This window comes from Bradyrhizobium oligotrophicum (assembly GCF_051168495.1).
Taxonomy (GTDB): domain Bacteria; phylum Pseudomonadota; class Alphaproteobacteria; order Rhizobiales; family Xanthobacteraceae; genus Bradyrhizobium; species Bradyrhizobium oligotrophicum_A.
Window position 1 is genome coordinate 1 of sequence record NZ_JBNPVB010000030.1, and the last position, 25,109, is coordinate 25,109.

Consider the following 25,109-nt stretch of genomic DNA (forward strand, 5'->3'; position numbering starts at 1 on the left):
GGCGATCTCGACGGCGCGATCAAGGAGATGATCTCGGTCAGGAAGCCGGTGCTGTTCGACTGCCGCGTCGCGGCGCTGGAGAACTGCTTCCCGATGATCCCATCGGGCAAGGCGCACAACGAGATGATCCTGCCGGCCGAAGCGTCCGATCCGGCCGCGGCGTTCGCCGGCGGCAAGGCGCTGGTGTGAGGACTGATCGTGAGCTCAGCGCGCCCGACACACTCAGCTGTCATCGCCCGGCTTGACCGGGCGATCCAGTACGCTGCGGCCATTGTGGGTCTCACGACGGCCGCGGCGTACAGGATGCCCGCTTTCGCGGGCATGACACGGTGGTGCGGCAGCGGCGCTCTTCACCTCTCCCCGCCTGCGGGGGCGCGACGAGCTTCGCTCGCGCTGAGAGCTCGGATTGCATCGTCAGATGCAATCCGGGTGAGGGGGGCTCCCCGCACGGCCGGTGCGTGTGGCTGCCCCTCACCCCAGCCCTCTCCCCGTAAGAACGGGGAGAGGGAGCGCAGCGGCGTTCGCGGCTATCGGCGAACAACAAATGAGCAGTCCCATGTTCACGCTCGCTGAGCTCGAAGCCGCCCATGCCATCGTCGGCGCCGCCGTGCCGGCGACGCCGGCGCATGCGTGGCCGCTGCTGGCGCAGCGGCTGGGGACACATGTCGTCGTCAAGCACGAGAACCACACGCCGGCCGGCGCCTTCAAGGTGCGTGGCGGGCTGGTCTATGTCGATCAGCTGAAGCGTGCGCAGCCGGATGTCCGTGGGCTGATCACCGCGACGCGCGGCAATCATGACCAGAGCATCGCGTTTGCCGGCCGCCGCAACGGCCTGCCGGTGACGATCTACGTGCCCCAGGGCAATTCGGTCGAAAAGAACCGCGCGATGGCGGCGTTCGGCGCCCAACTGATCGAGCACGGCAGCGACTTCCAGGAGGCGCGCGAGGAGGCCGGCCGGCACACCGCGCGCGAGTCCTTGCGCATGGTGCCGTCGTTCCATCCGGATATCGTGCGCGGCGTGGCCACCTATGCGCTGGAGCTGTTTCGCGCGGTGCCCGATCTCGACGTGCTCTATGTCTCGATCGGGCAGGGCTCCGGCATCTGCGGCTGCATCCTGGCGCGCGACCTGCTCGGGCTGAAGACGGAGATCGTCGGCGTGCAGTCGACAGAGGCGCCGTCCTATGCGCTGTCGTTCGCGGCCCGCACCGTCGTGACGACCAACAGCGCCGACACCAACGCCGACGGGCTCGCCACCCGCAGCCCGGATGCGGATGCGCTGGCGATCATTCTGAAAGGCGCCTCGCGCATCGTCCAGGTCAGCGACGCCGAGATCGCCGAGGCGATCCGTATCTTCTGGACCGATACGCACAATCTCGCCGAAGGTGCCGGCGCGGCGTCGCTCGCAGCTGCGCTGCAGGACAAGCACAAGCTCGCCGGCAAGCGCGTCGGCCTGGTGCTCACCGGCGGCAACATCGATCTCGACCTGTTCAGGCGCTGGGTGATGCCGGCGGCTGCTCATGCCGAAGCCGGAGCCGCATAATGAGCGCTCCGCTTGCCACACACACCGCCGTCATGCCCGGGCTTGACCCGCCTGCGCGGCCGAAGCCGCTTCGGCGCGGCGAAGGCCCGGGCATCCACGAGCCGCGGGCGCGACGCTCGACGTGGATGGCCGGGACAAGCCCGGCGATGACGGCTGAACTACAACGGGGACACCAATGAACCAGCCAGCGTCAGCCTATTTCATGGAAGAGCGTCACGATCCCAACGAGACGCACACGCTCTCAGTGCTGGTGCAGAACGAGCCCGGCGTGCTCGCGCGCGTCATCGGCCTGTTCTCGGGGCGCGGCTACAACATCGAGAGCCTCACCGTCTCCGAGACCGAGAGCCAGAAGCATCTCTCGCGCATCACCATCGTCACGACCGGCACGCCGATGGTGATCCAGCAGATCAAGCATCAGCTCGACCGCATGATCCCGGTCTACCGCGTCGTCGACATGACGCTGACGAAACGGGCGATCGAGCGCGAACTCGCGATGGTCAAGGTGCGCAGCACCGGCGAGCCGCGTGTCGAGGCGCTGCGGCTGGCGGATGCGTTCCGCGCCCGCGTCATCGACGCCACGACGGAAAGCTTTGTGTTCGAGATCACAGGCGACACCGACAAGATCACGCAATTTGTCGATCTGATGCGACCGCTCGGCCTGGTGGAGGTCGCCCGGACCGGCATCGCAGCGATCGGGCGGGGACCGGAAGGGATGTGAGCCATGCTGGCGCGCGACTGGTACTACAACGAACGCAACCGGATCGGGCTCGACCACGCCGTGGCCTCGATCTACGGCTCGGGCGATGATGCCGACGAGCGCGCGCGCGCCGCGCTGAAGATGCTGGGCGTCAAGCCCGGCTGGCGGGTGGCCGACATCGGCTGCGGCAATGGCGTGCTGGCGACGGAGGCCGCGCTGCTGGGGGCCGTCGTCGACGCCATCGACATTTCGCCGGCCATGCTGGCGCTGACCAAATTGTACACCCGCGATCGCCGCACCGCGGTGCGCACGCAATCGGCCGGCCTGCTGTCGTTCGCCTCCGCGCCCGCCACCTATGACCTGATCGCCAGCGAGTTCACGCTGCATCATCTGCCGGACTTCTGGAAGGCGGTGGCGCTGTCGCGCATCTTCGCGGCGCTGAAGCCGGGCGCACAGTTCTTCCTGCGCGACATCGTCTATGTCAGCATGCCCGACGGCGCCGAGCGCTCGGTCGAGCAGTGGGCCGATTTCAACATCAAGAACCACGACTTCTCCCGCGATAGCGTCATTACCCACATGCGCGACGAGAACTCGACCTTCGCCTGGGTGATGGAGCGCATGCTGACGGAGGTCGGCTTCGTCACGGTCTCCGCCGACTACCACGCGCCGATGCATGCGACCTATGTGCTGCAGAAGCCGGCAGGGCAGGGCTGAAAGATGAAGTGTTTGTTGGTGGCGCACGCTGCCGCGCAGCAGCCGGTGCGCCCCCTCTCCCCGTTCTTACGGGGAGAGGGTTGGGGTGAGGGGCAGCCGCGTCCACCGACCGTGCGGAGAGCCCCCCTCAACCGGATTGCATCTCGCGATGCAATCCGACCTCTCCCCGCAAGCGGGGCGAGGTTGCACTGCCCGCGCCGCGACAGGCGCGGCCGTCATGTGCAGGTGACCGCGAGTCACTGCGGGCTTGCCATGGGTGTCCACTAATGTCCCAGCAGCTCCTCATCGCCTTCGTCACCTTCGCCTTCGTGATGGCGTTCACGCCGGGGCCGAACAACATCATGCTGCTGTCGTCGGGCGTGACCTACGGCTTCCGCCGCACCGTGCCGCACATCATGGGCGTCAGCTTCGGCTTCGCCTTCATGGTCGGCGCGGTCGGCTTCGGGCTGGCCACCGTGTTCATCAACTATCCGGTGCTGCAGCAGGTTCTGAAATATCTCGGCGCCGCCTATCTGATCTATCTGGCCGTCGCGATTGCCATGTCGGGCGCGACCAAGCCCGAGGAGAGCCGCGGGCGCGGCCCGATGTCGTTCTGGGGCGCGGTGCTGTTCCAATGGGTGAACGCCAAGGGCTGGGTGATGGTGCTCAGCACCATCACCGCCTATGCGGCGATCGCGAGCTTTCCGGCCAACGTCGCGCTGCAGGTCGCGATCAGCTTCGTGATGGCGGTCGGCTCGACCATCACCTGGACCCTGTTCGGCACGGCGCTGCGGCCGCTGCTGAGTTCGGAAGGCGCAGTACGGGCCTTCAACATCCTGATGGCGGTGCTGTTGCTGGCATCGCTCTATCCCGTGTTCACGGACGCATGAGGGGATGCGCGCCATGCGAGATCGGGGTTTCCAACTCTGCCCAAAATGCTCTAGACACGGGCCGGATTTCGTTCGGGCCCGGCCGTCGATGCGGCACCCAAGCTTCTGATTGTCCAGCCAATTCCGGCATCTCAAAGAGGAAACGACAATGCGTGTCTACTACGATCGCGACGCCGATCTGAACCTGATCAAGGGCAAGAAGGTCGTCATCGTCGGCTACGGCAGCCAGGGCCATGCCCACGCGCTGAACCTGAAGGATTCCGGCGTCAAGGACGTCGCGATCGCGCTGCGCAAGGGATCAAGCTCGGCCAAGAAGGCGGAAGCTGCCGGCTTCAAGGTGATGGAAGTCGCCGAGGCCGCCAAATGGGCCGACCTCGTCATGATGCTGACCCCGGACGAGCTGCAGGGCGACATCTACCGCGAGCATCTGCACGACAACATGAAGCAGGGCGCCGCGCTCGTCTTCGCGCACGGCCTCAACGTCCACTTCAACCTGCTCGACCCGCGCGCCGACCTCGATGTGCTGATGATCGCGCCGAAGGGCCCCGGCCACACCGTCCGCTCCGAGTACCAGCGCGGCGGCGGCGTGCCCTGTCTGATCGCGATCGCCAAGGACTCCTCGGGCAACGCCCATGACCTCGGCCTGTCCTATGCATCGGCGATCGGCGGCGGCCGCGCCGGCATCATCGAGACCACCTTCAAGGAAGAGTGCGAGACCGATCTGTTCGGCGAGCAGGCGGTGCTGTGCGGCGGCCTGGTCGAACTGATCAAGGCCGGCTACGAGACGCTGACCGAGGCCGGCTACGCGCCGGAGATGGCCTATTTCGAGTGTCTCCACGAGGTCAAGCTGATCGTCGACCTGATCTATGAAGGCGGCATCGCCAACATGAACTACTCGATCTCCAACACCGCCGAGTACGGCGAGTACGTCACCGGCCCGCGCATCGTGACGCCGGCGACCAAGGCGGAGATGAAGCGCGTGCTCGACGACATCCAGTCCGGCAAGTTCGCCCGCGACTGGATGCTGGAGAACAAGGTCAACCAGACCTCGTTCAAGGCGACCCGCGCCAAGCTTGCCCAGCACCCGATCGAGGAGGTCGGCGCCCGCCTGCGCGACATGATGCCCTGGATCAAGAAGGGCGCGCTGGTCGACAAGAGCAAGAACTGAGGCCTGATCCAAGGTCTTGCCGTGCGAGATCGCGGCCATACCGCGATCTCGCACGGCAACAGACAGTTGATTGCCGCGTCGTCGACCAAGTCGGGCTAGCAGCCGTTGACCTGGAACAGCTGGGAGCTGCGCGCGTCATTTGGGAATGTAAGCGGCGAGTTTGCGCTAGTTTCACCCGGCTAAATTCAACCGGTGTATTTGCGACGTGGATCTCGGCATATTGCGCCAGGACGCAGCATCGGAGCGCAGATGTGCCATTCAAATCTTAGCGCAACTGAAATTACAACTTGCGCGATATTCCAAAGCATTGTACATTAATCTTGTAGTCGATCCGGCCCGTCGCGAAGCAGACACGCCGTCGCCCTGCACCACGCGCCCTCTGATAGTGCGATACCGTCGAGTCCGATACTTACCGTTCGAATTCGATATTGTTCGAGTTCGATATTCGTCTGAATAATATATTTCCCAATCAGGGCTTTTGACTTCCGCGGGAACGCTCTGTGGATTGGGGGAATCCCATGAACGTCGCGCGCACTCCCATCAAACTTCTTCCTGACGAGACATTCATCAAGTTAGAACACCTTCAGTTGGGAGGTAGCCATAAAGCAAGGGCCGCAAGGCGCGTTATCGCCGCGGCAGAAGCCGAGGGGGCTCTCAAGCGTGACGGCAAGCATCTGATCATCGAAAAGAGCGGAGGAAATTTCGGCCTCGGTCTCGCGACATACGCAGTACCTTGCGGATACCCGGTCAAGCTCGTCGTCAGGCCCGCGTTCAGCGCCTATCGAAGATATCTCCTGGCGCAGCTCGGTGCCGATCTGATCGGTCGCAAAGAAATGGCAAGCGGTTGCAGCAACAAGGAAATCATCGACCTGCATATGGCGAGCTATCGTCATATGGGCCTTGTTCCATTTTTCACGGACCAGTTCAACAATCAAGCCTGCATCGAGGCGCATGAAGAGGGGGCATCCGAGTACGTCAGTCAGTTGATTGAGTGCGGCGTTTCGCCGGAGGAGACCATCTCTCTCGTCAAGTGTGTCGGCAGCGGAGCAAGTCTTTGTGCGTATGAGCGCATATTTCGACGGACATTCTCCAAAGTCAGGGTTGTCGTCGTCCAGCCCAAAGGCTGCGATTTCAAGACGCAGACGTTTGTCGATCATCCGTTCGAAGGCGCTGCCGTCGGGTTGACGCCGCCGTTTTTCACGCGACCGAAATTGGACGACTTCATCACGATCGAACACGCCGACGCTTTGACCGCCTGCGCCGAGCTGTTTGCGACGGCGGGGATATTTGCTGGAAGAACTACGGGGTTGGCGTTTGCTGCCGCGAAATCCCTGAGGACGAGGGGCAGCGGACCAATTGTCATTTTGGCCTATGACGGCGGCGAGGCCTATGCCGCCGACGCTTTCCGTCGATGCGGAGATAGCGATGCTACCTGCAGCGTTTGATCAATTTCAAGCCGAGCAACTCAGAAGTGCAATTGAAGACATTGTAAGCGACGTCAGAGAAAAGATGTCTTCCGTGCTGGCAACGGACGATATGCTCATGAGTTGGGTGAGTGAGGCGACGCCGCAGATTCAGGAGGATCTCACTCGTTACATTTCGATTGATCCCGCAGCCCATGGGTCTTACGAGTTGGTGCATCAGGCCTGCGTGGCGTTTCGCGCGGTCGCGGCCTACCGGATCGCACGCGCTATCTGGCAAGACCAAAACCTGGGCGACGAGTCCGCGCGTATACTGCCGCGATATGTGTCGGAGCGGGCCAAGGTGCGAAGTGGGGTAGAAATACATCCGGGTGCAAGCATCGGCCGCCGATTCGTGGTAGACCATGGCTTCAATACCGTTGTCGGAGAAACTTGTGAAATTGGAGACGATGTCACAATTCTGAACAATGTCGTCCTTGGCGCATTGGCGATCAGTCACAGCGAGCAAAAAAAACGGCATCCGACATTGGGTCATGGCGTCAAGGTGGCAGGCAACGTCAAGATATTCGGTCCTGTCGTCATAGGCGATAACGTCGTGGTGAACGCCGGCGTGATCGTGGTGGGACGCAATATCGCGGCAGATACGCGTCTGAGCCTGGTTGCAATGATCCAGGTTGACCGCGGTGCAGGCCCGAACGCGCGCGCCAGGAGGATCTATGGAGTCGTGCCGGATAGCCCAGGCACCTTCGCGATCCATGGCAAGGGGTTGTCAGAGGCGGACGTCTCGATGCAGATATGTCGGTGGCCGACCGGGCGGGTGCCCCGGGGCGCGCCTGCCGACTGTACCGCCGTCACCGAGGTCGCGTCTGTAGGGAAGGATAGTGCGAACTGGCACATGCAGTGCGAAGTCGTATCCGACAGGCTGTTGCGGGTGGCTGTATCGCGCATTCGTCAGCCCGGGATACATGATGAACAACAGGTGCAGCCGCCGGAATTGCGCGGGGACGACGTCGAGCCAGATCATTTGGAACAAAATGTACGCCTGATTCTGGCGTTCGACGATGGTCAGCATGTCGAATTGGAATCGGAAGAGCTCACGACCGCGGTAATCGAAAGTACGGGGTGTGCAACATGACCCCCTCGGATGTCAAAATCGTTCTGTTTGGGCCGGCCCACTCGGGTAAATCGACCTTGGCCGGCTATCTGTACTATCAATCGCAACCGAGGGTAGCGGAGGCGCAGATCAGGAAGGTCCGCGCGGAGCTCGAGCAGAATTTCGATGAGGCCCAAGCTCTTGCGTACCTGGTCGACATATCCAACGACGAGCGCCGTCGAACGGGCCGCCTGAAGCAGGGGACATCGAAGCGGCTACACGTCAGCCGGTTTGAGATATTGCATCGTGCCAACGTGACCTTCCATACGCTCGATACGCCTGGTGCCGAGCATGGCGCCAACCAGAGGTATAGCGGTATTTTGTTCTCGGATGCCGGCATCTATTGCGTCGAAGCCGCGCAAATCTTCGAAATCATGGCTGCTGATAATCCAAAAACTGCCCTGAGCAGTTCATTATCGCATGTGCTTTCATGGTCGATCATCAGGCCCGGTGCCCCGTTGGTCATTGCGCTGACGAAGATGGACAACACGGAGTGGGATACGAAGCGGCTGGACGACTTCTCGCTCTTAGCTTCGGAGATCTTCAAGATCGAGGACGTCGTCCCGATCTCGATAGATGTTCGCAATCGCGTCGACTTGAACATCAAGGGGCGACGTGAAAGCAGTCGTCCCTGCCTGTTCGATGTCGCTGAAAAGCTATCGCAGAAGTTGATCAAAGCTCCTGAACAGCTGTCCGGGACCATGCCGTTTGTTTTTGTCGGAAGCCGGGCGCAGGAGGATCGAGGGGTTGGCCATCGGATTCTCGGCAAGGTGATGTCGGGTGGCATCAGAGTTGCCGAGACGATCGTGATATATCAACGGTCGAGCCCGAGCGGAATCAGCGCCAGGATCAAAAAGCTTGCGGAGTCGCCGGAACTCCATCCCGGCGTGGAAGAGCTGCACGCGGGTGACCTCGGGGCAATCTCGATAGCGGAGCCTGTGGAGCATGTCTCGGGCACGTTGATCTGCCGGGAAAGCATGGTGGTAAGATGCGGAACGATCTTGAACATCGCCTCGCACGAACTCTCACAGTCATGGCGGGCGATCGGACGAAACATATCTCTGTTGCATCTGGGCGCATCGTTCAAGGCGAGAATTGTGGATCTGCAACGATTGCCGGTCGATGAATCATTCTCGGGCGAACATCGAGACCGGTGGACCCTGACGGTGGTGCTACGGGCCGACTATGTATGGATGCCCATAACGGAAGGCCACGGCATGCTTAATTTGAACACGGTGATGCTCTCGTTTGATGAGACCGGACAGTCCTACGACGTCGGCGGCACGATCGCCGCGTGCGGGAGGCGCGCGAGATTTCAGTTCCGCGATCAGGATTTTGCCAAGGATGCGTCAGAGGCGATCAAGCGATCTGACAAAGATTTGGTCGATCTCGATCAGCTGGAGGTTGGCAGCGAGGGTATTGAATATCTTCTGGGCGTTTGGGCGCACAGGAGCGCGCAACAGAGCAAGGGTATCGCACCGCTAGAGATTTCGATTTGTGGTTAAAACCCTGGAGCAAGCGATGGCGTTCGAACGATTAAAGCTCCTCAATCCGGCCAAAACCGAGAAGCTGTTTCATCGGGACGTCGATTTGGTCGAGTGCCGAGCGAAGGTCCTGGAAGTGCAGAACGAGTATGTCGTTCTCGATAGAACGGTGTTCTACGCGGAGTCGGGCGGCCAGGAGTTCGACACCGGATATATCAACGACATTCGTGTGAGTGACGTGCAGGATCAAGGTGGCCGACTCTTGACGGCTCGGGGCACACGTGTCGAAATTCCTGCAATCAAGATCGATACGACGGTTGTGCATCAGTTGGCGGGGCCGGCCGGGTTCGCAGTCGGCGAAGAGGTGCTTCTTCGCGTCGATCAAACGCGTCGGCGCAATCTGATGCGAAGTCACAGTGCGGCTCATTTTCTCTTTCAGGCTGCGAAGACGGTGGTGAGCACACCGGAAGACCCTCTCTATGTCAAAGGCTGCCATATTGCGGAAGACGCTTGGCGGTTCGATTTTGCAGGTGACATCAAAGCCGATGTTGTTCAAAAGATCGAGGAGGTCGCGAACGGGCTCATATCTCGCGGTGGTGTGATGGAGATGGTGCCGTCCGAGGTTTCAGATGAGGTGTTCTACTGGACCTGGGAGGACGTGGTGATCCCTTGCGGAGGGACACACGTCAGGAAGGTCGATGAGCTGAAGAAAATGCGGCTATCTCGGACAAAGAAGGGCGCGAACCTAACAAGGATCAAGGGAGTTTTCGTCCAGGGGTAGCAAGGAGAATAGCCGGGTTCCTTCAAGAGTGATGGGCCGAAGGGCCAAGGCCGCACCGTCCGCTCCGGAAATCGGCCCGCGCATCGTGACGCCGGCGACCAAGGCGGAGATGAAGCGCGTGCTCGACGACATCCAGTCCGGCAAGTTCGCCCGCGACTGGATGCTCGAGAACAAGGTCAACCAGTCCTCGTTCAAGGCGACCCGCGCCAAGCTTGCCCAGCACCCGATCGAGGAGGTCGGCGCCCGCCTGCGCGACATGATGCCCTGGATCAAGAAGGGCGCCCTGGTCGACAAGTCGAAGAACTGATCGATCGAGAGTGCTGGTCGAGACTGCCTGTCGTGCGGTCTTGACCTTGAGCTCAATCGAAAGCCTCCGTCCTTGTTGGACGGAGGCTTTTTGTTGACGGCGATAGCAAACGGCGTGGTTCAGACCGGCTGCTTGCGACAAACAACGCTGCCGTCCTTGCAAATGCGGGACCCGTAACCGCGTCGTTCGTGGTGACGAACGGTGGTGACTCAGGACCTGTTTCCGCCAGCTCACATCACGCGGTATGGGTCCCCGCGTTCGCGGGGACGACAGCGGAGGACGAGGACACGACTGTCCTCTCCCTCGCTGAAGCTGGTCCGGTCAGGCCACCGTGCGGCGCGAGGCGTGCGGGCTCAGCAGGCGAACGATCTCGCAAACGGCGACGAGGCCGACCAGCCAGGCGGCGCTGGTCAGTCCGAGGCGGGCGACGATCGGCAGCGTGAAGCTCGCGGCGCCGCCGAGTGCAGGCGTCGCGGCGAGCAGCACCAGCTCATAGGCTGCGTAGGCGCCGAGCAGGGCGGCGGCAAAAGCCAGTGGGGCTGGGCTGGAGCGCAGAGCTCCCAGGGCGACACGTGCCACGACGGTGGCCACGAGCGCCGCGGCGCCGATCACTGCACCCCAGGCGAGCGTGGTGGCGTCGACCGGATAGTGCAGGGCGCCGAAGCCGATGCCCTGATTGACCATGAAGGCGCCGAGCATCACCGGCAGCGCCGCGCGCAGCGGCAGCAGGACGGTGGCGATCACCGCGAACGCCGCAAACGGCGTGGCACAGGCGAACACGAAGCTCGCCAGCGCACAGGCGCTCGTCAGCAGCACGAAGCAGAACGCGGCGGCGTGGCGCTGCGAAACCGGCGCGAGGCGGGCCTCGGAACGGGCGGGAGCGAGAATGTCGAGAGCCATGGAACATCTCCTGTTGGTGGAATTGTAGTCCAGTTTTGAAGCGGCTGACAGCCGCTTCGAAAGGTTTGCGTCACTGCAGCCCGGAGGTCGCCACCCCGATGCCGCCGAACACGCCGAGGCCAGGCGCCAGGAACCCGGTCGGGTTCTGATCGTGGCGGTTGAACAGATTATCGATCCGGCCGAACAGCTTGACCTGGTCCGACAGCGCGTAGTCGCCGCGCAGGTTCACGACCGTGGTGCCGGGGGCGATGATCCCGGTCGTCATGCCGTCGCGGCTGACGTCGAGCCAATCGCCAACGCGCAGCACGGTGGCCGACAGGGTCAGTGCATCGGTCGGCAGCCAGGTGGCGGTCGCGCTCCATTTCTCCCTCGGTCGCCGCCGCAGCTGCTGGCCGGTCGCCGCATCGACCGCGCGCGTGAACGTATAATCGGCGCGCAGCGAGATCCGGTCGGTGAGCCTGGCGGCCACGAAGCTCTCGGTGCCCTCGGTCGTGGCGAGGCCGACATTGGCGTAGGACGTGAAGGCCGTGTCGTAGTTGATCAGGTTGGTGATGCTGTTGTGGAAATAGGTCGTGCCGAAGCGGACGCGATCGGCGAACAGCGGCTGCTCGAAGCCGGCATCCCAGCCGGTGCTCTCCTCCGGCTTCAGGTTCGGATTGGCGAAGAAGTTGAACGCCGGAAAATCCTGGTGCAGCTGGCTCAAGGTCGGCGCCTTGAAGCCGGTGCCGTAGCTCGCCTTCAGCTTCGTCTCCGTGACAGGCAAAATGACTGCCGGTGCGACTCGGTAGGTTGCGTGCCCGCCAAACCGGTCCTTGACGTCGTTGCGCAGGCTCGCGACCACGAACCAGCGTTTGGCGAACTCGGTTTGCAGCTCGATGAAGCCGGCCTTGTTGCCATTCTCGGCCGTGAGGTCCGCGGTCTTCAGCCGCTCGCTCTGCTGCTCCAGGCCGACGACGAGATTGTTGTGCGGCGCCAGCTCGGTCACCGCGTGCCAATCATATTTGATGCGCTCGCCGGTCGCGACGGTGGCGATCGGATTGCCGGCCGTCAGATCCGACGACCAGTCGTTCACATAGTTGACGCCGAAATAGTTCCTGATGCGGCCGTCGAGCAGCGACCAGACCGCTTCCTGGCGCGTCGCCAGCTGGTGAACAGTGTGGTTGCTCTGGGTGGCGTCGGGTATGCTGGGAAAACCGCTGTCGCCGGTGAACAGCAGCGTCGCGTCGGTGTAGCGGACCACCGAATTCAGCGTCCAGGCTTCGTTGAGGTCGACGCCGAGCTTGGTCGAGGCGGTGACGTTGTCGTAGGCGTTGCCGATCGCCTTCTGCCCCGGGGGCAGCAGCTGCCACGGCGTCACCGGCACGTCGCCGGCATGCAGATGCGCGACGTTGACCGCGTAGTTGAAATTGTCCTGCGAGCCGCTCAGTCCGGCGCTCTGGTTGAACGTCTTGAACGATCCGCTCTCGACCGCGGCGGTCGCCCGCGCCGGGCCGTCGCCCTTGCGCGTGATCACGGAGATGACGCCTCCGATCGCGTCGGAGCCGTAAAGCCCGCTCTGGGGCCCGCGCAGCACTTCGAACTGCTGGATGTCGGCGGCCAGCAGATGGGCGAAGTCGAACGCGCCGTTGCTGTTGGTGACGTCGCCGACATCGATGCCGTCGATGATCAGCTTGGTATGGTTGGCATTGGTGCCGCGCATGAAGACGTTGGTCTGCCCACCGGGACCACCGGCCTGCACAACGTTCAATCCAGGGACGGTGCTGAGGATGTCCGGCACGGTGCGCGCCTGCTGCGTGGCGATGTCCTTGTCGGTCACGACCGTGATCGCATTCGCGACATGGGCGACCGGCGTGGCAACGCCGGTGGGGCTCACGGCGACAGGGCCGCTGCCCGGTGCCGCCGGCTTGGCAGGCTGCTGAAGAGGTGGCTGCCCGGTGGCGCGCGTCTGAGATCTGCCGGGCACTGCCGGCCTGGCGGAGGCCGGCTTGCGCGGCGGGTCGACCTCGACCGGCGGCAGCAGATTCGGCGAGGCGGATTGCTGTGCAGCTGTCGGGACAGCACCGAGCAGCACGAATGACGTGAGAACGCAGAACGACGAAACGGCGCGATGGCGCCGGGCATGGCAAACGGAAGACACGAGTGACCTCGGCATGACGTCAGTGGCACGTCACCGCGAACGAGGTCTCATGCCGGCCTTTGCAGACCTGCCTGAAAACGATGCCAATAACGCCCCGACCGGCATCCTCGCGTGTGACCACGGCTGACGGCAGGTCTCCTGGCTCGCGGGTCATCACCTCAACGTCGCCTTCCCGGGACCGAGTCTCCCAGTGGCCTGTGACGCGAGATTCGCCGCTTACAGTTGCGGGGGCAGCTGCGGCCTTCGATCACGTCGCTTGCGAGACGCGTCCGGCACCGCATTCCCTTTTGAGCCCCTGTCAGGGGCACCGTCGCGATCACCGTAGAAGCCGGTGCGCGGCGGAGTCAATCGCCGACGAAATCAAACCACTGATCAATCCAATCGATGCGGATTGCGCGACGGCCGGAGCATCCGCCCAAATTTCCACAATGGAAAACTACCTGAGATTGTGATCGGCTTCATATCTCTCCCCTTGGCTGCGTGGGAGAGAACGCGTCGTCCCCGGGTGTCCTCCCGGGGACCGTCCATTGGAGCCTGTCATGAGCCGTCCGAACATCCTGCTCGTCACCTGCGATCAGTATCGCTTCCCGCGCTTCTCCTACGGCGCCGACCACGGCTTCGCCGAGCCGCTGAAGCGCATCCTCGGCTTCAGCGAGGACATCGGCGCCGACAATCCCTATGCGAAATTCTTTCCGGGCCTGCTGCGGCTGCGCCGCAACGCGGTGCTGCTGCGCAACCATACCATCGCCGCCAGCGCCTGCACGCCGAGCCGCGCCACCATCTACACCGGGCAGTACGGCACCAGGACCGGCGTCACCCAGACCGACGGCCTGTTCAAGAACGGTGATTCGCCGAACTTCCCCTGGCTCGCCGCCGACGGCATCCCCACCCTCGGCAGCTGGATGCGCGAGGCCGGCTACGCCACGCATTATTTCGGCAAATGGCACGTCAGCAATCCGCCGGACCATTCGCTGAAGCGCTACGGCTTCGACAATTGGGAGCAGTCCTATCCCGAGCCGCATGGCGCGCAGACCAACAATCTCGGCCTCTATCGCGACGCCGGCTTCACCGATGCGGTGTGCGCCTTCATCCGTCGCCAGGCGCTGGCGCTCAACTACAACCGCGTCGTCGCCGAGGCCGATGCGCGCGATCCGGATGCGGCGGCGCCCGATCCGTCCGACGTCAAGCCGTGGTTCGCGGTCGCGTCCTTCGTCAATCCGCACGACATCGCGACCTATCCTGCCGTGATCAGCCAGGCGCTGCCGACGCCCGATCAAGTGGGCAAGCAGCAGTCGGTGTTCGGGCCGCTCACCGTGCCGCGCGAAGGGCAGGGCACGCCGCCGCCGACGGCCGGCACGGCGGTGGTCCCGCTCAACCCGCTTGACTTTCCGCAAGGCAGCGCCAACGCGCCGCCGACCATGAACGAAGCGCTCGACGGCAAGCCGTCGTGCCAGCACGACTACGCCTACAAGATGGGTTTGGCGCTGGCGGCGAAGACCGGCTACAACGCGCTGTCCGGCAAGGACAAGGGCGACTCCAATGCCGCCGTGGATCTCGCGCTGCGCAGTTCGATCCCGTTCCAGCTCACCGACCATCCCGACGAGGCCTGCCGCAAGTTCATCCAGCTCTATGCCTGGCTGCATGCGGTGGTGGATTCCCACATCGACCAAGTGCTGCAGACCTTGGAGGAGACGGGGCAGGCGTCCAACACCATCGTCGTCTTCCTCAGCGACCATGGCGAATACGCCGCCGCCCACGGCATGATGATGGAGAAGTGGCACGCCGCCTACCAGGAGGCGCTGCACGTGCCGGTGGTCGTGCAGTTTCCGCCCCACCGCCACGACAAGAAGCTGCGGGCGAGCGACGCCCTGACGAGCCATATCGACATGCTGCCGACCGTGCTCGGACTCGCCGGAGTCTCGGCCGGGGAACGCGAGGACATCGCGCGAAAACTGTCCGAGAGCCGGCCGGTGCCGGCGCTGCGCGGCGTCGATCTCAGCCCGCTGCTGCGCGGCGAGACCGATATCGTGATCGAGCCCGACGGCAAGCCGCGCCAGGGCGTGCTGTTTATCACCGACGACGAGATCACCGAGCCGCTGCCGCCGGAGAACAACGCCCATAACCGGCAGTCGCTGGCGGAGTTCGAGCTCTACAACAAGACCGTCGCCGCGGTGCGCGAGGGCCATCATGGCAAGGGTCCGGTCAGGACGCTTGCGCCGGGACCGGTGCGGCAGCCCAATCACGTCCGTTGCGTGCGGACCCAGGACTACAAGCTGTCGCGCTATTTCGATCCCTCCGGCAAGGCAGCCCAGCAATGGGAGATGTATGATCTCAAGCGCGATCCCAACGAGGTCGAGAACCTCGTCCGGGTGGACGGGACGCCGCCGAAGGCGCGCGACCGGCTGCCGGCGTGGACCAGCCAGCCCGTCGTGCAGAAGGCGGCGGATGAACTCGCCGTGCTGCTCGCGGCGCTGGAGCGGCGGGACTTGTAGCTTTGATGGATGCGGTGTTGCTCTTCAGCGCGCGATCGTCCGCGCCATGGCCGCATTGACGGTCTGCTCCCTCTCCCCGTTCTTACGGGGTCGCGACGAGCTCCGCTCGCGCTGAGAGGGCGGGGGTGAGGGGCAGCGGCACGGGCAGTGCAGCTACGAGGCGCCGACTCATGAGTCCGATAGAGCTCCGATCGGGCTCCGTCAGTGCCATGCCCCCCGGATTGCTGCGCAATCCGACCTCTCCCCGCAAAGAGCGGGGAGAGGTTTGCACCGCCCATGCCCGAAAGAGATTGCCTCAATCAGCCAAAACGCTGCGCTCTCTCTCCCCGCAGGCGGGGAAAGGTTTGAAGCGAGCGAGAGGCATTCGTGGCCGGCAGCGAGGCGGAAGCGACTCCCGCTCACTTCTCGACCTTGTTGTGCACCATCCAGAACCGCAAGGTGCGCTGGGCGGTCTCGAGGGACAGCCGGCCGTAGTCGCGCTCGGCGAGCTTCAAGGTATCGCTGTCGATGGCGTGCTTGATCGGGCGGTGGGTCAGAATCTTGGCCACCACCGCCCAGGTCAGCCCGGCGGCGCGGCAGGGGATCAGCACGATGTCGGTGCGCGGCCCTTCCAGCACCTTGGCCATCATTTCGGTCGGGACGTTGTTGAGCAGGCCGAGCGCGGCGGCGACCTCGCCGAAGCGGCGGGTCTCGGCGAAGAAGGCAAGCGCAGAATCGTTGAGCTCGTTCAGCCCCTTCATGCGCTTGACGGCCTCTTCGGCCAGGGTGAAGTCGCGGCCGATCAGGCCGCCGTCGCTGCGTGCGACGTCGGCGATCGCCTTGAGGACTTTCTTGATCTCCTGCTGCAGCGCAGGCGGCGCCGAGGCGGTCAGCTTGTTGCGCACGGCGTCGGTGGCGCGGCGCAAGAGGTCGCGCAAGTGCTTGTTGGGGAGGTCGACCCGCAGCCCGATGATCTCGGTCAGCTCGTCGTCGTCCTCGGCATGCGCCATCATGCCCGAATAGCCGGTCTCGGAGAAGCGGGCGGTCTGGTTGTTGGCGAGCTTGCGGATGACCCGGCGTTCGCCGCGGTCGACGATGATGTCGGTCACCGCTTCGGTCAGATGTGGGCGGCTGGAGATCGCCATCAGGTGGTCCTGGCCCTTGGTCGTCGCGACCTCGACCAGCGTATGCTCGCTGAGCCGGGTCGAGTGCATCAGCACGTTCCCGGCGACCGAGATCTCGTCGTCGCGGGCCAGTTGCTGGATGACGTCTACGGGAGCGTAGTCGACCGGCGCGAGATGCTTGCTGAGCTCGGCGCGGGCACGGGTCTCGACCCGGGCGACCAGCATGCAGAGCACGTTGTCGAACACCTTGATCTGATCCTCGCTGAGGCGTTCGCCGTCATGCAGGAACAGGTTGGTGACCTGGCGCAGGGTGTTGACGCGCTTCTCGGAAGAGCCGCCGCGGACGGCCTCTTCGAGTTCGCTGATGATCGAGTGTTCTGAAGGCGGAAGCTGTTCTGGCTGGTGCACGTTGGCGCTCGTCTGGTCCGGATATCCGGGAGCGGCAGCATGCGCTTCTGGTCCGCTGCAGGGCTCTCGGCGGCCCCAGTCTTCGGCACGGGCGATAACAATGTGTTAGGGCAGCGGAACGTAGTACTCCGGGGAAACACGGATACGGAAAATTAAGACGAAGCGTGTAGCGCTTGCAGAAGACTGAAAGCGGCGCTCGACCTGCGCCGCAGAGACACTCGATCGATCGGGCCGTTCTACCCTCGCGCGGACGTCGCGCGGCCAGCGTGAGAGACCGAAAGGTTAATGATCCCATGAGGTCATTGGCCTTCCTTCATCCGGTTTCATCGCCGCCATCGATTTCACGTCAGCTGTCATCCCCTCAAGGATCGAATTTTAAATCACATTCTTGACATGGCCCGTTTTGCCCCGGCCGTGCCGGATCCGGCGTTGTCTGCGGAGCTTCGATCGACGAAGCTCCGGGCACGATCCGGCGTTGCAAAACAGCGTCAGCATGATGCCGCATCCCGTGCGATAATCGGTTCGCAACCATCTGAGGCCGCCATGAAATCCGTCGTCATCACCGGGGCATCCACCGGCATTGGTCACGCCTGTTCGAAGCTGCTGCTCGCACGCGGCTTCCGCGTGTTCGGGAGCGTTCGCAAGCCTGAGGACGCGGAGCGGCTGCGCAGCGAGTTCGGCGCCGGCTTCACGCCGCTGCTGTTCGATGTCACCGACGAGGCGGCGGTGAAGGCTGCGGCGCAGGAGGTGCGGGCGGCGCTCGACGGCGAAGCGCTCGCCGGGCTCGTCAACAATGCCGGCATCGCGGTCGCCGGTCCCGTGACGGAGCTGCCGATCGATCAGTTTCGCCATCAGATCGAGGTCAACGTGATCGGCCCGGTCATCGCCACCCAGGCGTTTGCGCCGCTGCTCGGCGCCGATCCCGCGATGACCGGCGCGCGCGGGCGGATCGTGATGATCAGCTCGGTCGCGGGCCGCAACGGCAATCCGCTGCTGGCGCCCTATTCGACCTCCAAGCATGCGGTCGAGGGGCTGTCCGAGAGCCTGCGCCGCGAATTGATGCTGTTCGGCATCGACGTCATCATCATTGCACCGGGGGCGGTGAAGACGCCGATCTGGGCCAAGGCGGAGGAGGTCGACCTGTCGCCGTATCAGGCCTCGCCATTCTTTCCGGCGCTGCAGAGAGTGCGCAACTTCATGCTGAAGCTCGGCAAGACGGGATTGCCGGCCGAGACCATCGGCGAACGCGTGGTCGAGGCCCTGACCGCGCCGACGCCCAAAGTGCGCTACGAGATCGCTCCCGATGCTCTGCAGCAATGGATCGTGCGCGTGCTTCCGAAACGGACGGTCGACCGCATCATCGCCAAGCGGCTCGGCCTGATGCCGGTGACGAAGGCCTGATGCCGGCGGTGGTGACGATCGGCAAGACCCAGGCGGAGCTCACCCGCCTGGTGGAGGACGCGATCCGCGAACAGCCGGGATGCGACACGGCGCGCGTGCCCGCCGTCCAGGGACTCGACGTGCGCAGCGGCCGCAACTGGCAGATCCCGCACGTCATCCTCGGCGACAGCCTGATCAGCGACATCGACCGCGCCGTGATGAGCGTGCAGCGCCGGCTGGGGCGGGCGTTTCATCTGGTCGAGGATCAGGACACCGCCGACTCGGCAATGCCCGCACGGCAGACGCAACACATCACCTCGGACGACTCCTAAGGCGTGTGTGGGCGCGGTGCGACACCCGCCGTCAAATGTGATGATCGCAAATTTGGACGCGGCCATTGCATGACGCGTAAGCCGCGGACTTCACGCGACTATCGGATCGGTGGCGCGCGCGATCGATGGTTGCAGGGGATTCGCGTGTCGTATTTTGCCCATGTTTGGTTTTTTCGATGCGGCTTTCCGCGGAGCGCATCGATATGTTCGATCATCAATTCTTCGACGGGCCTGCTCACGACCAGATCGCCCTGCTGGTCAGGGCCGCCGTGGCGAAGGCGTCCCGCCGGCACGCGGCGCGTGTGCTGGCATTGTTGGCCGCCATCGCAGCGGCCGTTCTGCTCGTCGCGACGATCGTCATGGCGTGGTACGTCTGCCGGCTGGAATTGGCGGGATGGCGGACCGGCGGCCAGGTGATCGCGATCCGGGTCGATGCCGGCGATCGTGACCGGGAGCCGATCTATTACCCCGTGATCGAGTTCACGACCGCGTCCGGTGCGCGGCTGCGTTTCGAGGATTTCGGCGGCAGTTCGCCGCGCTACCGTGTCGGCGACCGGGTGACGGTGCTCTATCGCAGCGATGAGGCGTCGCGGTTCGCGGTCGTGGATCGTGGCCGGGGTTCGAACCTGCTGCTTCCGCTGCTGCCGTTCGGCGGGGCGGTCCTGGCCGGCTGGCTCTTCGTCCACCGCATGTGGCCGGCTCCGAGGTTCAGGACATCCGGCCGTGCGGCACCTCGGATGGCGCGGCGCGGTGCGGCCGCACCGGCGGCTGGTGAACGTCGGCCCACGATCGCAGCAATGTCGGCGGTCATCGCATCGCTGCTGAGACGCGAGAGGAGACCGCTCGCTCCGGGCAAATCCGGACTGTTGTCATTTGTGACGATTTCACTACGGTCACATGACAGGATAGAGCGTTCTTGATCTGCCGGCATGCGCCGGCGAAGGACGCCTTCGACCGCCGCATGTCACTGACCCCGAACCACGAACCGATCACGACGCTCGCCGCGGCGAACGCGACACGGTCGGCCGTCGTGCGGATGTCGGCCGTGGCTGCCCCGCACGTCGCCGCGCTGGCCTTGATGCTGCACACCGAGACCGATTTTGGCTCCCGGCTCGGCTTTGTGCTGGCCTGGGGCATCCTGAACGGCTTCTGGCTGGTGCTGCTGCGGCGGCCCGCAGTGTCCGGCGCGCTGGCGCTGACCATGGTCGTGGTGCTGGTGCTGCTGTCGCAGCTCAAGCACGCCGTGGTCCAGATGACCGCGAACTTCGTCGACGTGATGCTGATCGACCACGACAGCGCGGCGTTTCTGTTCACGATCTTTCCGAACCTCAAGCTGTCGGTGCTGGTGGCGGCGGCGGTGGTGCTGCCGCTGATGGGACTGCTGTGGTGGGCCGATCCGTACCGGATCGCGCGGCTGCCGGCGCTGGCCGGCAAGCTCGCCTGCCTGGCGGCGCTGACGCTGTATTCGCTCAACTGGCGCGACGAGGCCTGGCGCGGCTATTACGACGACGGCTACCTGTCGAAGTTCGCGCGCTCCGGCGTCACCGCGGTGTCGGATTTCCTCGCCAACGGCTTCATGGAATCCGACGCCACCGCCGATCGCAAGCTGGCCGCTGCGATCCCGGATTCGTGCCATCCCGCCGGGCGGCGCCCGAACATCGTGCTGATCCACGACGAATCCAGCTTCGACATCCGCTCGGCCCCCGGCATCAAGGTGCCCGCGGGCTATGGCGGCCACTTCCAGTCCTTCGACGGCAAGGCGCGCCGGTTCATGGCCGAGAGCAATGGCGGGCCGAGCTGGTTCACCGAATACAACGTGCTCGCCGGCCTGTCGTCGCGCTCGTTCGGCCGCTTCGCCTATTTCGTGACCCGGATCGCCTCCGGCCGTGTCGAGCGAGGCCTGCCGCTGGCGCTGCGCCAATGCGGCTACGAGACGGTCTCTTTGTACCCGGCGCACGGCGCCTTCATGAGCGCGCGCAGCTTCCAGACCACGGTGGGCGTCGACCGCTTCCTCGACGCACGCGATCTCGGCGCCAAGGGCGTCGAGCCCGACGGCTTCTTCTATGACGCGGCGCTCGACCTGATGCAGCAGCGGCAGCACGGCAAGCCGCTGTTCATGTTCGTCTATCTCGCCGCCAATCATTTCCCGTGGGAGACCACGTTCCGGCCCGATCTGACGCCGTCCTGGCGCGCGCCGGGCAATGTGCCGGCGATCGACGAATATCTGCGCCGGCAGGCGATGAGCGCGTCGGACTATCAGCGTTTCGTGGCGAGCCTGAAAAAGCGCTTCGGCGACCAGCCGTTCCTGATCGTGCGCTATGGCGATCACCAGCCGGAGTTCTCGCCGCACATCCTCGATCCCAAGCTCGACGAGGCCGGCATCGGCGAGAGGCTGGAGAGCTACGATCCGCGTTACTACGCGACCTATTACGCCATCGATGCGGTCAATTTCGAGCCGCGCCGCAGCGACGTCGTAATGGACAGGATCGACGCCGCCTATCTGCCGCTGGTCACCTTGGAGGCCGCCGGCATTCCGCTCGATCCGTCCTTTGCCGAGCAGAAGGACATCATGCTGCGCTGCAAGGGCGTGTTCTACACCTGCGGCGACGGCGCCGAGGCGCGCCGCTTCAACCGCATGCTGATCGACGCCGACCTGATCCGGGGGCTGTGACCGGCCGGCGTGATCATCCGGGCCGCAGCTACTCCGCAGCGGAATCGGTGACGATGCCGCCGATGTTCTGCCAGTGGGCGCCGTCGAACTGGATCATCTGCAACTGCTTGTTGACGCGATAGTCGGTCGGCGAGGTCGTGATGCTGATGCCCGGCAGCAGCATGCCGAGCTCGACATGGTCGAGATGGGTGGCCTGCTTCAGCACGTTGTCCCGCGTCAGCTCGTCGCCGCACTGCTTCAGCACCTGCACCAGCAGCTCGGCGGTGATGTAGCCATAGACGTTGAAGTTCGAGCCCTTGTCGCCGTCGGGATAATACTTCTCCATGAAGGCGAGATAGCGCTGCACGCCGGGGTCGCTCTTGAAGCTCTCCTCGAGCGGGTCCTTGACATAGCCGACGCTGATCAGGCCCTTGGCGTTCTCGGGCCCGGCCGGCTTCAAGGTCGCGCCCATCGAATTGGCGTTGATGTCGACGATGTGAACCGGCTTCCAGCCGAGCTCGGCGACCTTCCTGATCGCCTGCGCCGCCTGCTTGGGCGTCGAGGCGCTGAACAGCAAATCGGCGCCGGCGTCCTTCAGCTTCAGGATCTGCGAATCGATCGTCGGCTCGGTGATCTCGTAGGACGTCTCGGCGACGATCATCTTGGCGGCCTTGTCACCCAGCCCCGCCTTGATGCCGGCGAGATAGTCGCGGCCGAGATCATCGTTCTGGTAGAGCACGCCGATCCTGGCGTCGGGATAAGTCTTGAGAATGTACTGGCCGTAGATGCGGCCTTCGACGACGTAGCTCGGATTGAAGCCCATGGTCCAAGGAAATTGCTTGGGATCGGTGAAGCGCGAGGCGCCGGTGGCCGCGAACAGTTGCGGCACCTTCTTGTTGTTGAGGTATTTCTGCACGGCGACGTTCGGCGCGGTGCCGATGATCTGGAACGTCAGCAGCACCTCGTCGCTCTCGACCAGCTTGCGCACCTGTTCGACCGTCTTCGGCGGCGAGTAGGCATCGTCATACTGGATCAGGTTGATCTTGCGCCCGTTCACGCCGCCCTGGTCGTTGACCATCTTCATGTAGGCGGACTGCGCCTTGCCGATGGTGGCATAGGCTGAGGCCGGGCCGCTCAGCGGCACGGTCTGCCCGACCTTGATCTCGCTGTCGCTGGCGCCGGTGTCGTACTTCTTCTCGGCGGCAAGCGCCGGCGCAGTGCACGCGAGCGACAACAGCGTGAGCGCGGCCACAATAATCCCATTCCTCATGACGTCGTTCCCTAATTTCATTTGTGAAACTCATTCGGCCTTGATGGCGGCGTCGCGGATGACCGCGCTCCACTTCCGGGTTTCGTCGGCGATGAACTCGCCGAACGCGGCGGCGTCGCGCGGCTGGGCGTCGAGCCCCTGGGCGAGCAGCTTCTGCTTCACGTCCGGCGCGGCCAGGTCGGCGAGGATTTCGCGCGACAGCCGGTCGACGATCGGCTGCGGCGTCGCGCCCGGTGCCATGAAGCCGTACCAGCCGGACGCAACCACGTTCGGCAGGCCCTGGTCGCGCAAGGTCGGCGCCTGCGGATAGATCGCGCTCGGTGCGGTGGCGGCGACGCCGAGCACGCGGAACTGTCCGGCTTGGATATAGGGCAGCGCCGTGCTGAGCGCGGTCAGCGTCGCATCGACGCGGCCGGCGAGCAGCTCGGTGTAGGCCATCGAATCGCCGCGGAAGGGAATGTTGAGGCCGGTGACCTTTGCATCGCGGAACAGCAGCTCGGCGGCGAGATGCGGCTGCGAGCCGGCGCCGGGCGAGGCGAAGGTCAGGCCTTCGGGCCTGGATTTGCCGTAGGCGATCAGCTCGGCCAGCGTCTTGAACGGCGCGCTGGCGCTGATCATCAGGAAGATCGGCGCCACGACGGTGCCTGCGACGGGGCGCAGGTCCTTCGCCGGATCGTAGGTCAGCTTGCCGAACAGGGCCTCGGCGGTGACGTAGGGGGCGGCAGCGTAGAGCAGGGTGTAGCCGTCGGGGGCGGCGCGGGCGACGAGATCGTTGGCGATGCGGCTGCCGGCGCCCGGCTTGTTCTCGATGATGAACTGCTGGCCGAGATGATGCTCGAACTCGGTGGCCAGGAGGCGCAGCGAGATGTCGCTGGCGCCGCCGGCGCCGTAGGGACAGATCAGTCGCACCATGCGGGTCGGCCAGTCGTCCTGCGCCTGCGCACGATGGGCGTGGCCCAGCGCCAGCGCGGCGCCGGCGCCGAGCAGGGCCCGGCGCGTCATCGTCGGTGGTCTCATCACGTTTCTCCCTGGCTGCAGCGTCCTCTGTCTGCATTGTCCGGCGCGTTCTTCTGGCGCCTTGTGGTCGTTGCTTCTCTGCCGCCTTCAGATCACTTTCCTGCGGGCGAGATCGTCCATCTCCTCGTCGGACAGTCCGAGCCAGCCCTGGTAGACGTCGCGGTTGTCTTGGCCGATGTCGCCGGCGGCGTGGCGCAGCGCCGCAGGATCCTTACCGAAGCGCGGCACGACGTTCGACATCGCGACCGAGCCGAAGTCGCGATCGGGCACGCGCGTGATCATCTCGCGCGCGATCGCCTGCGGATCGGCTGCGATCTGGTCGATCGCGTAGATCGGCGCGATCGTTCCCTTCGCCGCGGTGAAGCGGGCGAGGACGTGCTCCAGGTCGTGCGCGGCGCACCAGGCGGCGAAGATCGCGTTCAGCTCCGCGGCATGCGTCACGCGGGACGCGTTGTCGGCGAAGCGCGGATCGTCGATCAGATCAGGACGATCGATGGCGCGGCAATTGGCGGCGTAGAGCACGTTGGTCGAGCCGGCCAGCGTCACCCAGCGGTCGTCACGGGTGCGGTAGACCGCGGCCGGCGCCGAGTAACCGTTGGCATTGCCGATGCGGCTGCGGCTGAAACCGAGCTGGTCGTGCTCGACCGGCAGCACGTCGAGCAGCCGGAACACCGCTTCTGTCAGCGCCAGATCGATCTCTTCGCCCGGCGCGTCGGGATCGCGTGCCCGCTTCCACAGCGCCGCCAGCACGCCGAGTGCGCCGAACGCGCCGCCGATGGCGTCGCCGATCGGATAGCCCGGATGGGTCGGCTCGCCCGCGGCCTCGCCGGTGATGTAGGTGAGCCCGCCCATCGCTTCGAAGATGCGGGCAAAGCCCGGCCGGTCCTTGTAGGGCCCGTTTTGGCCGAAGGCGGTGGCGCGCAGGATGACGAGGCGTGGCTGGATCGACCACAGCACCTCCTTCGACAGTCCCCAGCGATCGAGTGTGCCGGGACGGAAATTCTCGATCAGCACGTCGAAGCGCGGCAGCAGCCGCTTGAACAGCGCCAGCCCGTCCGGCGTGCGCAGGTCGAGCGTGGCGAAGCTCTTGTTGCGGTTGGCGGTCTTCCACCACAGCGGCTTGCCGTCCTTGAACGGTGGAAAGGTGCGGACGCCGTCACCATGGCCCGGCATCTCGATCTTGAGCACATCGGCGCCGTAGTCGGCGAGCAGCGTCGCCGCCAAGGGTGCAGCGATGATCGTCGCGATGTCGAGAACCTGCAAACCCTGGAGCGGCCCGGCCATGT

The 25,109-nt window shown here is 64.4% G+C and carries 20 protein-coding genes, 2 pseudogenes and 1 riboswitch; of the genes and pseudogenes, 16 read left to right on the forward strand and 6 right to left on the reverse strand.

Features of this window, described 5'->3' with window-relative positions:
* The 11 genes and pseudogenes from ACQR1B_RS33820 to ACQR1B_RS33870 form a co-directional block, all read left to right on the forward strand.
* Positions 1-189, forward strand: a pseudogene (locus ACQR1B_RS33820) (acetolactate synthase 3 large subunit); the annotation flags it as partial.
* 367 nt (positions 190-556) lie between these two features.
* The gene (locus ACQR1B_RS33825; RefSeq protein ID WP_434837182.1) at positions 557-1,540 is read left to right on the forward strand and encodes a threonine dehydratase; all 984 of its coding nucleotides are present in this window, start codon (positions 557-559) and stop codon (positions 1,538-1,540) included.
* Positions 1,541-1,715: 175 nt separating this feature from the next.
* The gene (gene ilvN / locus ACQR1B_RS33830; RefSeq protein WP_434837183.1) at positions 1,716-2,258 is read left to right on the forward strand and encodes an acetolactate synthase small subunit; all 543 of its coding nucleotides are present in this window, start codon (positions 1,716-1,718) and stop codon (positions 2,256-2,258) included.
* Positions 2,259-2,261: 3 nt separating this feature from the next.
* A complete protein-coding gene (locus ACQR1B_RS33835) occupies positions 2,262-2,951 on the forward strand; it encodes a class I SAM-dependent methyltransferase (RefSeq protein WP_434837184.1) in 690 nt (229 codons plus the stop codon).
* Positions 2,952-3,217: 266 nt separating this feature from the next.
* Positions 3,218-3,820 carry a LysE family translocator gene (locus ACQR1B_RS33840; protein WP_434837185.1) on the forward strand — a complete coding sequence of 201 codons (603 nt, stop codon included), beginning with the start codon at positions 3,218-3,220 and terminating at the stop codon, positions 3,818-3,820.
* Between the two features lie 148 nt (positions 3,821-3,968).
* The gene (gene ilvC / locus ACQR1B_RS33845) at positions 3,969-4,988 is read left to right on the forward strand and encodes a ketol-acid reductoisomerase (protein ID WP_434837186.1); all 1,020 of its coding nucleotides are present in this window, start codon (positions 3,969-3,971) and stop codon (positions 4,986-4,988) included.
* Positions 4,989-5,506: 518 nt separating this feature from the next.
* Entirely contained in the window at positions 5,507-6,433 is a 927-nt protein-coding gene (locus tag ACQR1B_RS33850) for a pyridoxal-phosphate dependent enzyme (protein ID WP_434837187.1), read from the forward strand.
* Positions 6,378-7,544, forward strand: a complete 1,167-nt coding sequence (locus tag ACQR1B_RS33855; protein ID WP_434837188.1) for a serine O-acetyltransferase — start codon at positions 6,378-6,380, stop codon at positions 7,542-7,544. Before ACQR1B_RS33850 ends, ACQR1B_RS33855 begins: the two co-directional genes overlap by 56 nt.
* Positions 7,541-9,067 (forward strand): GTP-binding protein, encoded by a 1,527-nt coding sequence (locus ACQR1B_RS33860; protein WP_434837189.1) that lies wholly within the window; start codon positions 7,541-7,543, stop codon positions 9,065-9,067. The genes ACQR1B_RS33855 and ACQR1B_RS33860 overlap by 4 nt, the downstream gene beginning before the upstream one ends.
* A 16-nt stretch (positions 9,068-9,083) precedes the next feature.
* The gene (locus ACQR1B_RS33865) at positions 9,084-9,827 is read left to right on the forward strand and encodes an alanine--tRNA ligase-related protein (RefSeq protein ID WP_434837190.1); all 744 of its coding nucleotides are present in this window, start codon (positions 9,084-9,086) and stop codon (positions 9,825-9,827) included.
* 73 nt (positions 9,828-9,900) lie between these two features.
* A pseudogene (locus ACQR1B_RS33870) lies at positions 9,901-10,134 on the forward strand (ketol-acid reductoisomerase); the annotation flags it as partial.
* Between the two features lie 321 nt (positions 10,135-10,455).
* Here the strand turns inward: ACQR1B_RS33870 and ACQR1B_RS33875 are convergent.
* Together ACQR1B_RS33875 and ACQR1B_RS33880 are read right to left on the reverse strand one after the other, a co-directional pair.
* Positions 10,456-11,034 carry a hypothetical protein gene (locus tag ACQR1B_RS33875; RefSeq protein ID WP_434837191.1) on the reverse strand — a complete coding sequence of 193 codons (579 nt, stop codon included), beginning with the start codon at positions 11,032-11,034 and terminating at the stop codon, positions 10,456-10,458.
* A 70-nt stretch (positions 11,035-11,104) separates the two neighbouring features.
* Positions 11,105-13,171, reverse strand: a complete 2,067-nt coding sequence (locus ACQR1B_RS33880; RefSeq protein ID WP_434837192.1) for a TonB-dependent receptor domain-containing protein — start codon at positions 13,169-13,171, stop codon at positions 11,105-11,107.
* Between the two features lie 111 nt (positions 13,172-13,282).
* Positions 13,283-13,498, reverse strand: a riboswitch (cobalamin riboswitch).
* A gap of 212 nt (positions 13,499-13,710) precedes the next feature.
* Between ACQR1B_RS33880 and ACQR1B_RS33885 the strand changes: the two genes are divergently transcribed.
* Positions 13,711-15,663: a sulfatase-like hydrolase/transferase gene (locus tag ACQR1B_RS33885; RefSeq protein WP_434837193.1), complete on the forward strand. Its 1,953-nt coding sequence runs from the start codon at positions 13,711-13,713 to the stop codon at positions 15,661-15,663.
* Positions 15,664-16,061: 398 nt separating this feature from the next.
* On the opposite strand, the gene ACQR1B_RS33890 is transcribed toward ACQR1B_RS33885, so the two are convergent.
* The gene (locus ACQR1B_RS33890; protein WP_434837194.1) at positions 16,062-17,174 is read right to left on the reverse strand and encodes a DUF2336 domain-containing protein; all 1,113 of its coding nucleotides are present in this window, start codon (positions 17,172-17,174) and stop codon (positions 16,062-16,064) included.
* A 543-nt stretch (positions 17,175-17,717) separates the two neighbouring features.
* Here ACQR1B_RS33890 and ACQR1B_RS33895 point away from each other — a divergent pair.
* The 4 genes from ACQR1B_RS33895 to ACQR1B_RS33910 all read left to right on the forward strand — a co-directional run bounded on the left by ACQR1B_RS33895 (position 17,718) and on the right by ACQR1B_RS33910 (position 21,557).
* Complete coding sequence (locus ACQR1B_RS33895; RefSeq protein WP_434837195.1) at positions 17,718-18,575, forward strand: SDR family oxidoreductase; 858 nt, start codon at positions 17,718-17,720, stop codon at positions 18,573-18,575.
* Entirely contained in the window at positions 18,575-18,886 is a 312-nt protein-coding gene (locus ACQR1B_RS33900; protein WP_434837196.1) for a hypothetical protein, read from the forward strand. Before ACQR1B_RS33895 ends, ACQR1B_RS33900 begins: the two co-directional genes overlap by 1 nt.
* A 176-nt stretch (positions 18,887-19,062) precedes the next feature.
* The gene (locus ACQR1B_RS33905) at positions 19,063-19,806 is read left to right on the forward strand and encodes a DUF3592 domain-containing protein (protein ID WP_434837197.1); all 744 of its coding nucleotides are present in this window, start codon (positions 19,063-19,065) and stop codon (positions 19,804-19,806) included.
* 41 nt (positions 19,807-19,847) lie between these two features.
* Entirely contained in the window at positions 19,848-21,557 is a 1,710-nt protein-coding gene (locus tag ACQR1B_RS33910; RefSeq protein ID WP_434837236.1) for a sulfatase-like hydrolase/transferase, read from the forward strand.
* Between the two features lie 28 nt (positions 21,558-21,585).
* Here ACQR1B_RS33910 and ACQR1B_RS33915 read toward each other — a convergent pair whose 3' ends face one another.
* The 3 genes from ACQR1B_RS33915 to ACQR1B_RS33925 all read right to left on the reverse strand — a co-directional run bounded on the left by ACQR1B_RS33915 (position 21,586) and on the right by ACQR1B_RS33925 (position 25,107).
* Complete coding sequence (locus tag ACQR1B_RS33915; RefSeq protein WP_434837198.1) at positions 21,586-22,806, reverse strand: ABC transporter substrate-binding protein; 1,221 nt, start codon at positions 22,804-22,806, stop codon at positions 21,586-21,588.
* Positions 22,807-22,836: 30 nt separating this feature from the next.
* On the reverse strand, positions 22,837-23,823 hold the full coding sequence (locus ACQR1B_RS33920) for a Bug family tripartite tricarboxylate transporter substrate binding protein (protein ID WP_434837199.1): 987 nt from the start codon (positions 23,821-23,823) through the stop codon (positions 22,837-22,839).
* A gap of 87 nt (positions 23,824-23,910) precedes the next feature.
* A complete protein-coding gene (locus tag ACQR1B_RS33925; RefSeq protein WP_434837200.1) occupies positions 23,911-25,107 on the reverse strand; it encodes a CaiB/BaiF CoA transferase family protein in 1,197 nt (398 codons plus the stop codon).
* Positions 25,108-25,109 lie beyond the last annotated feature (2 nt).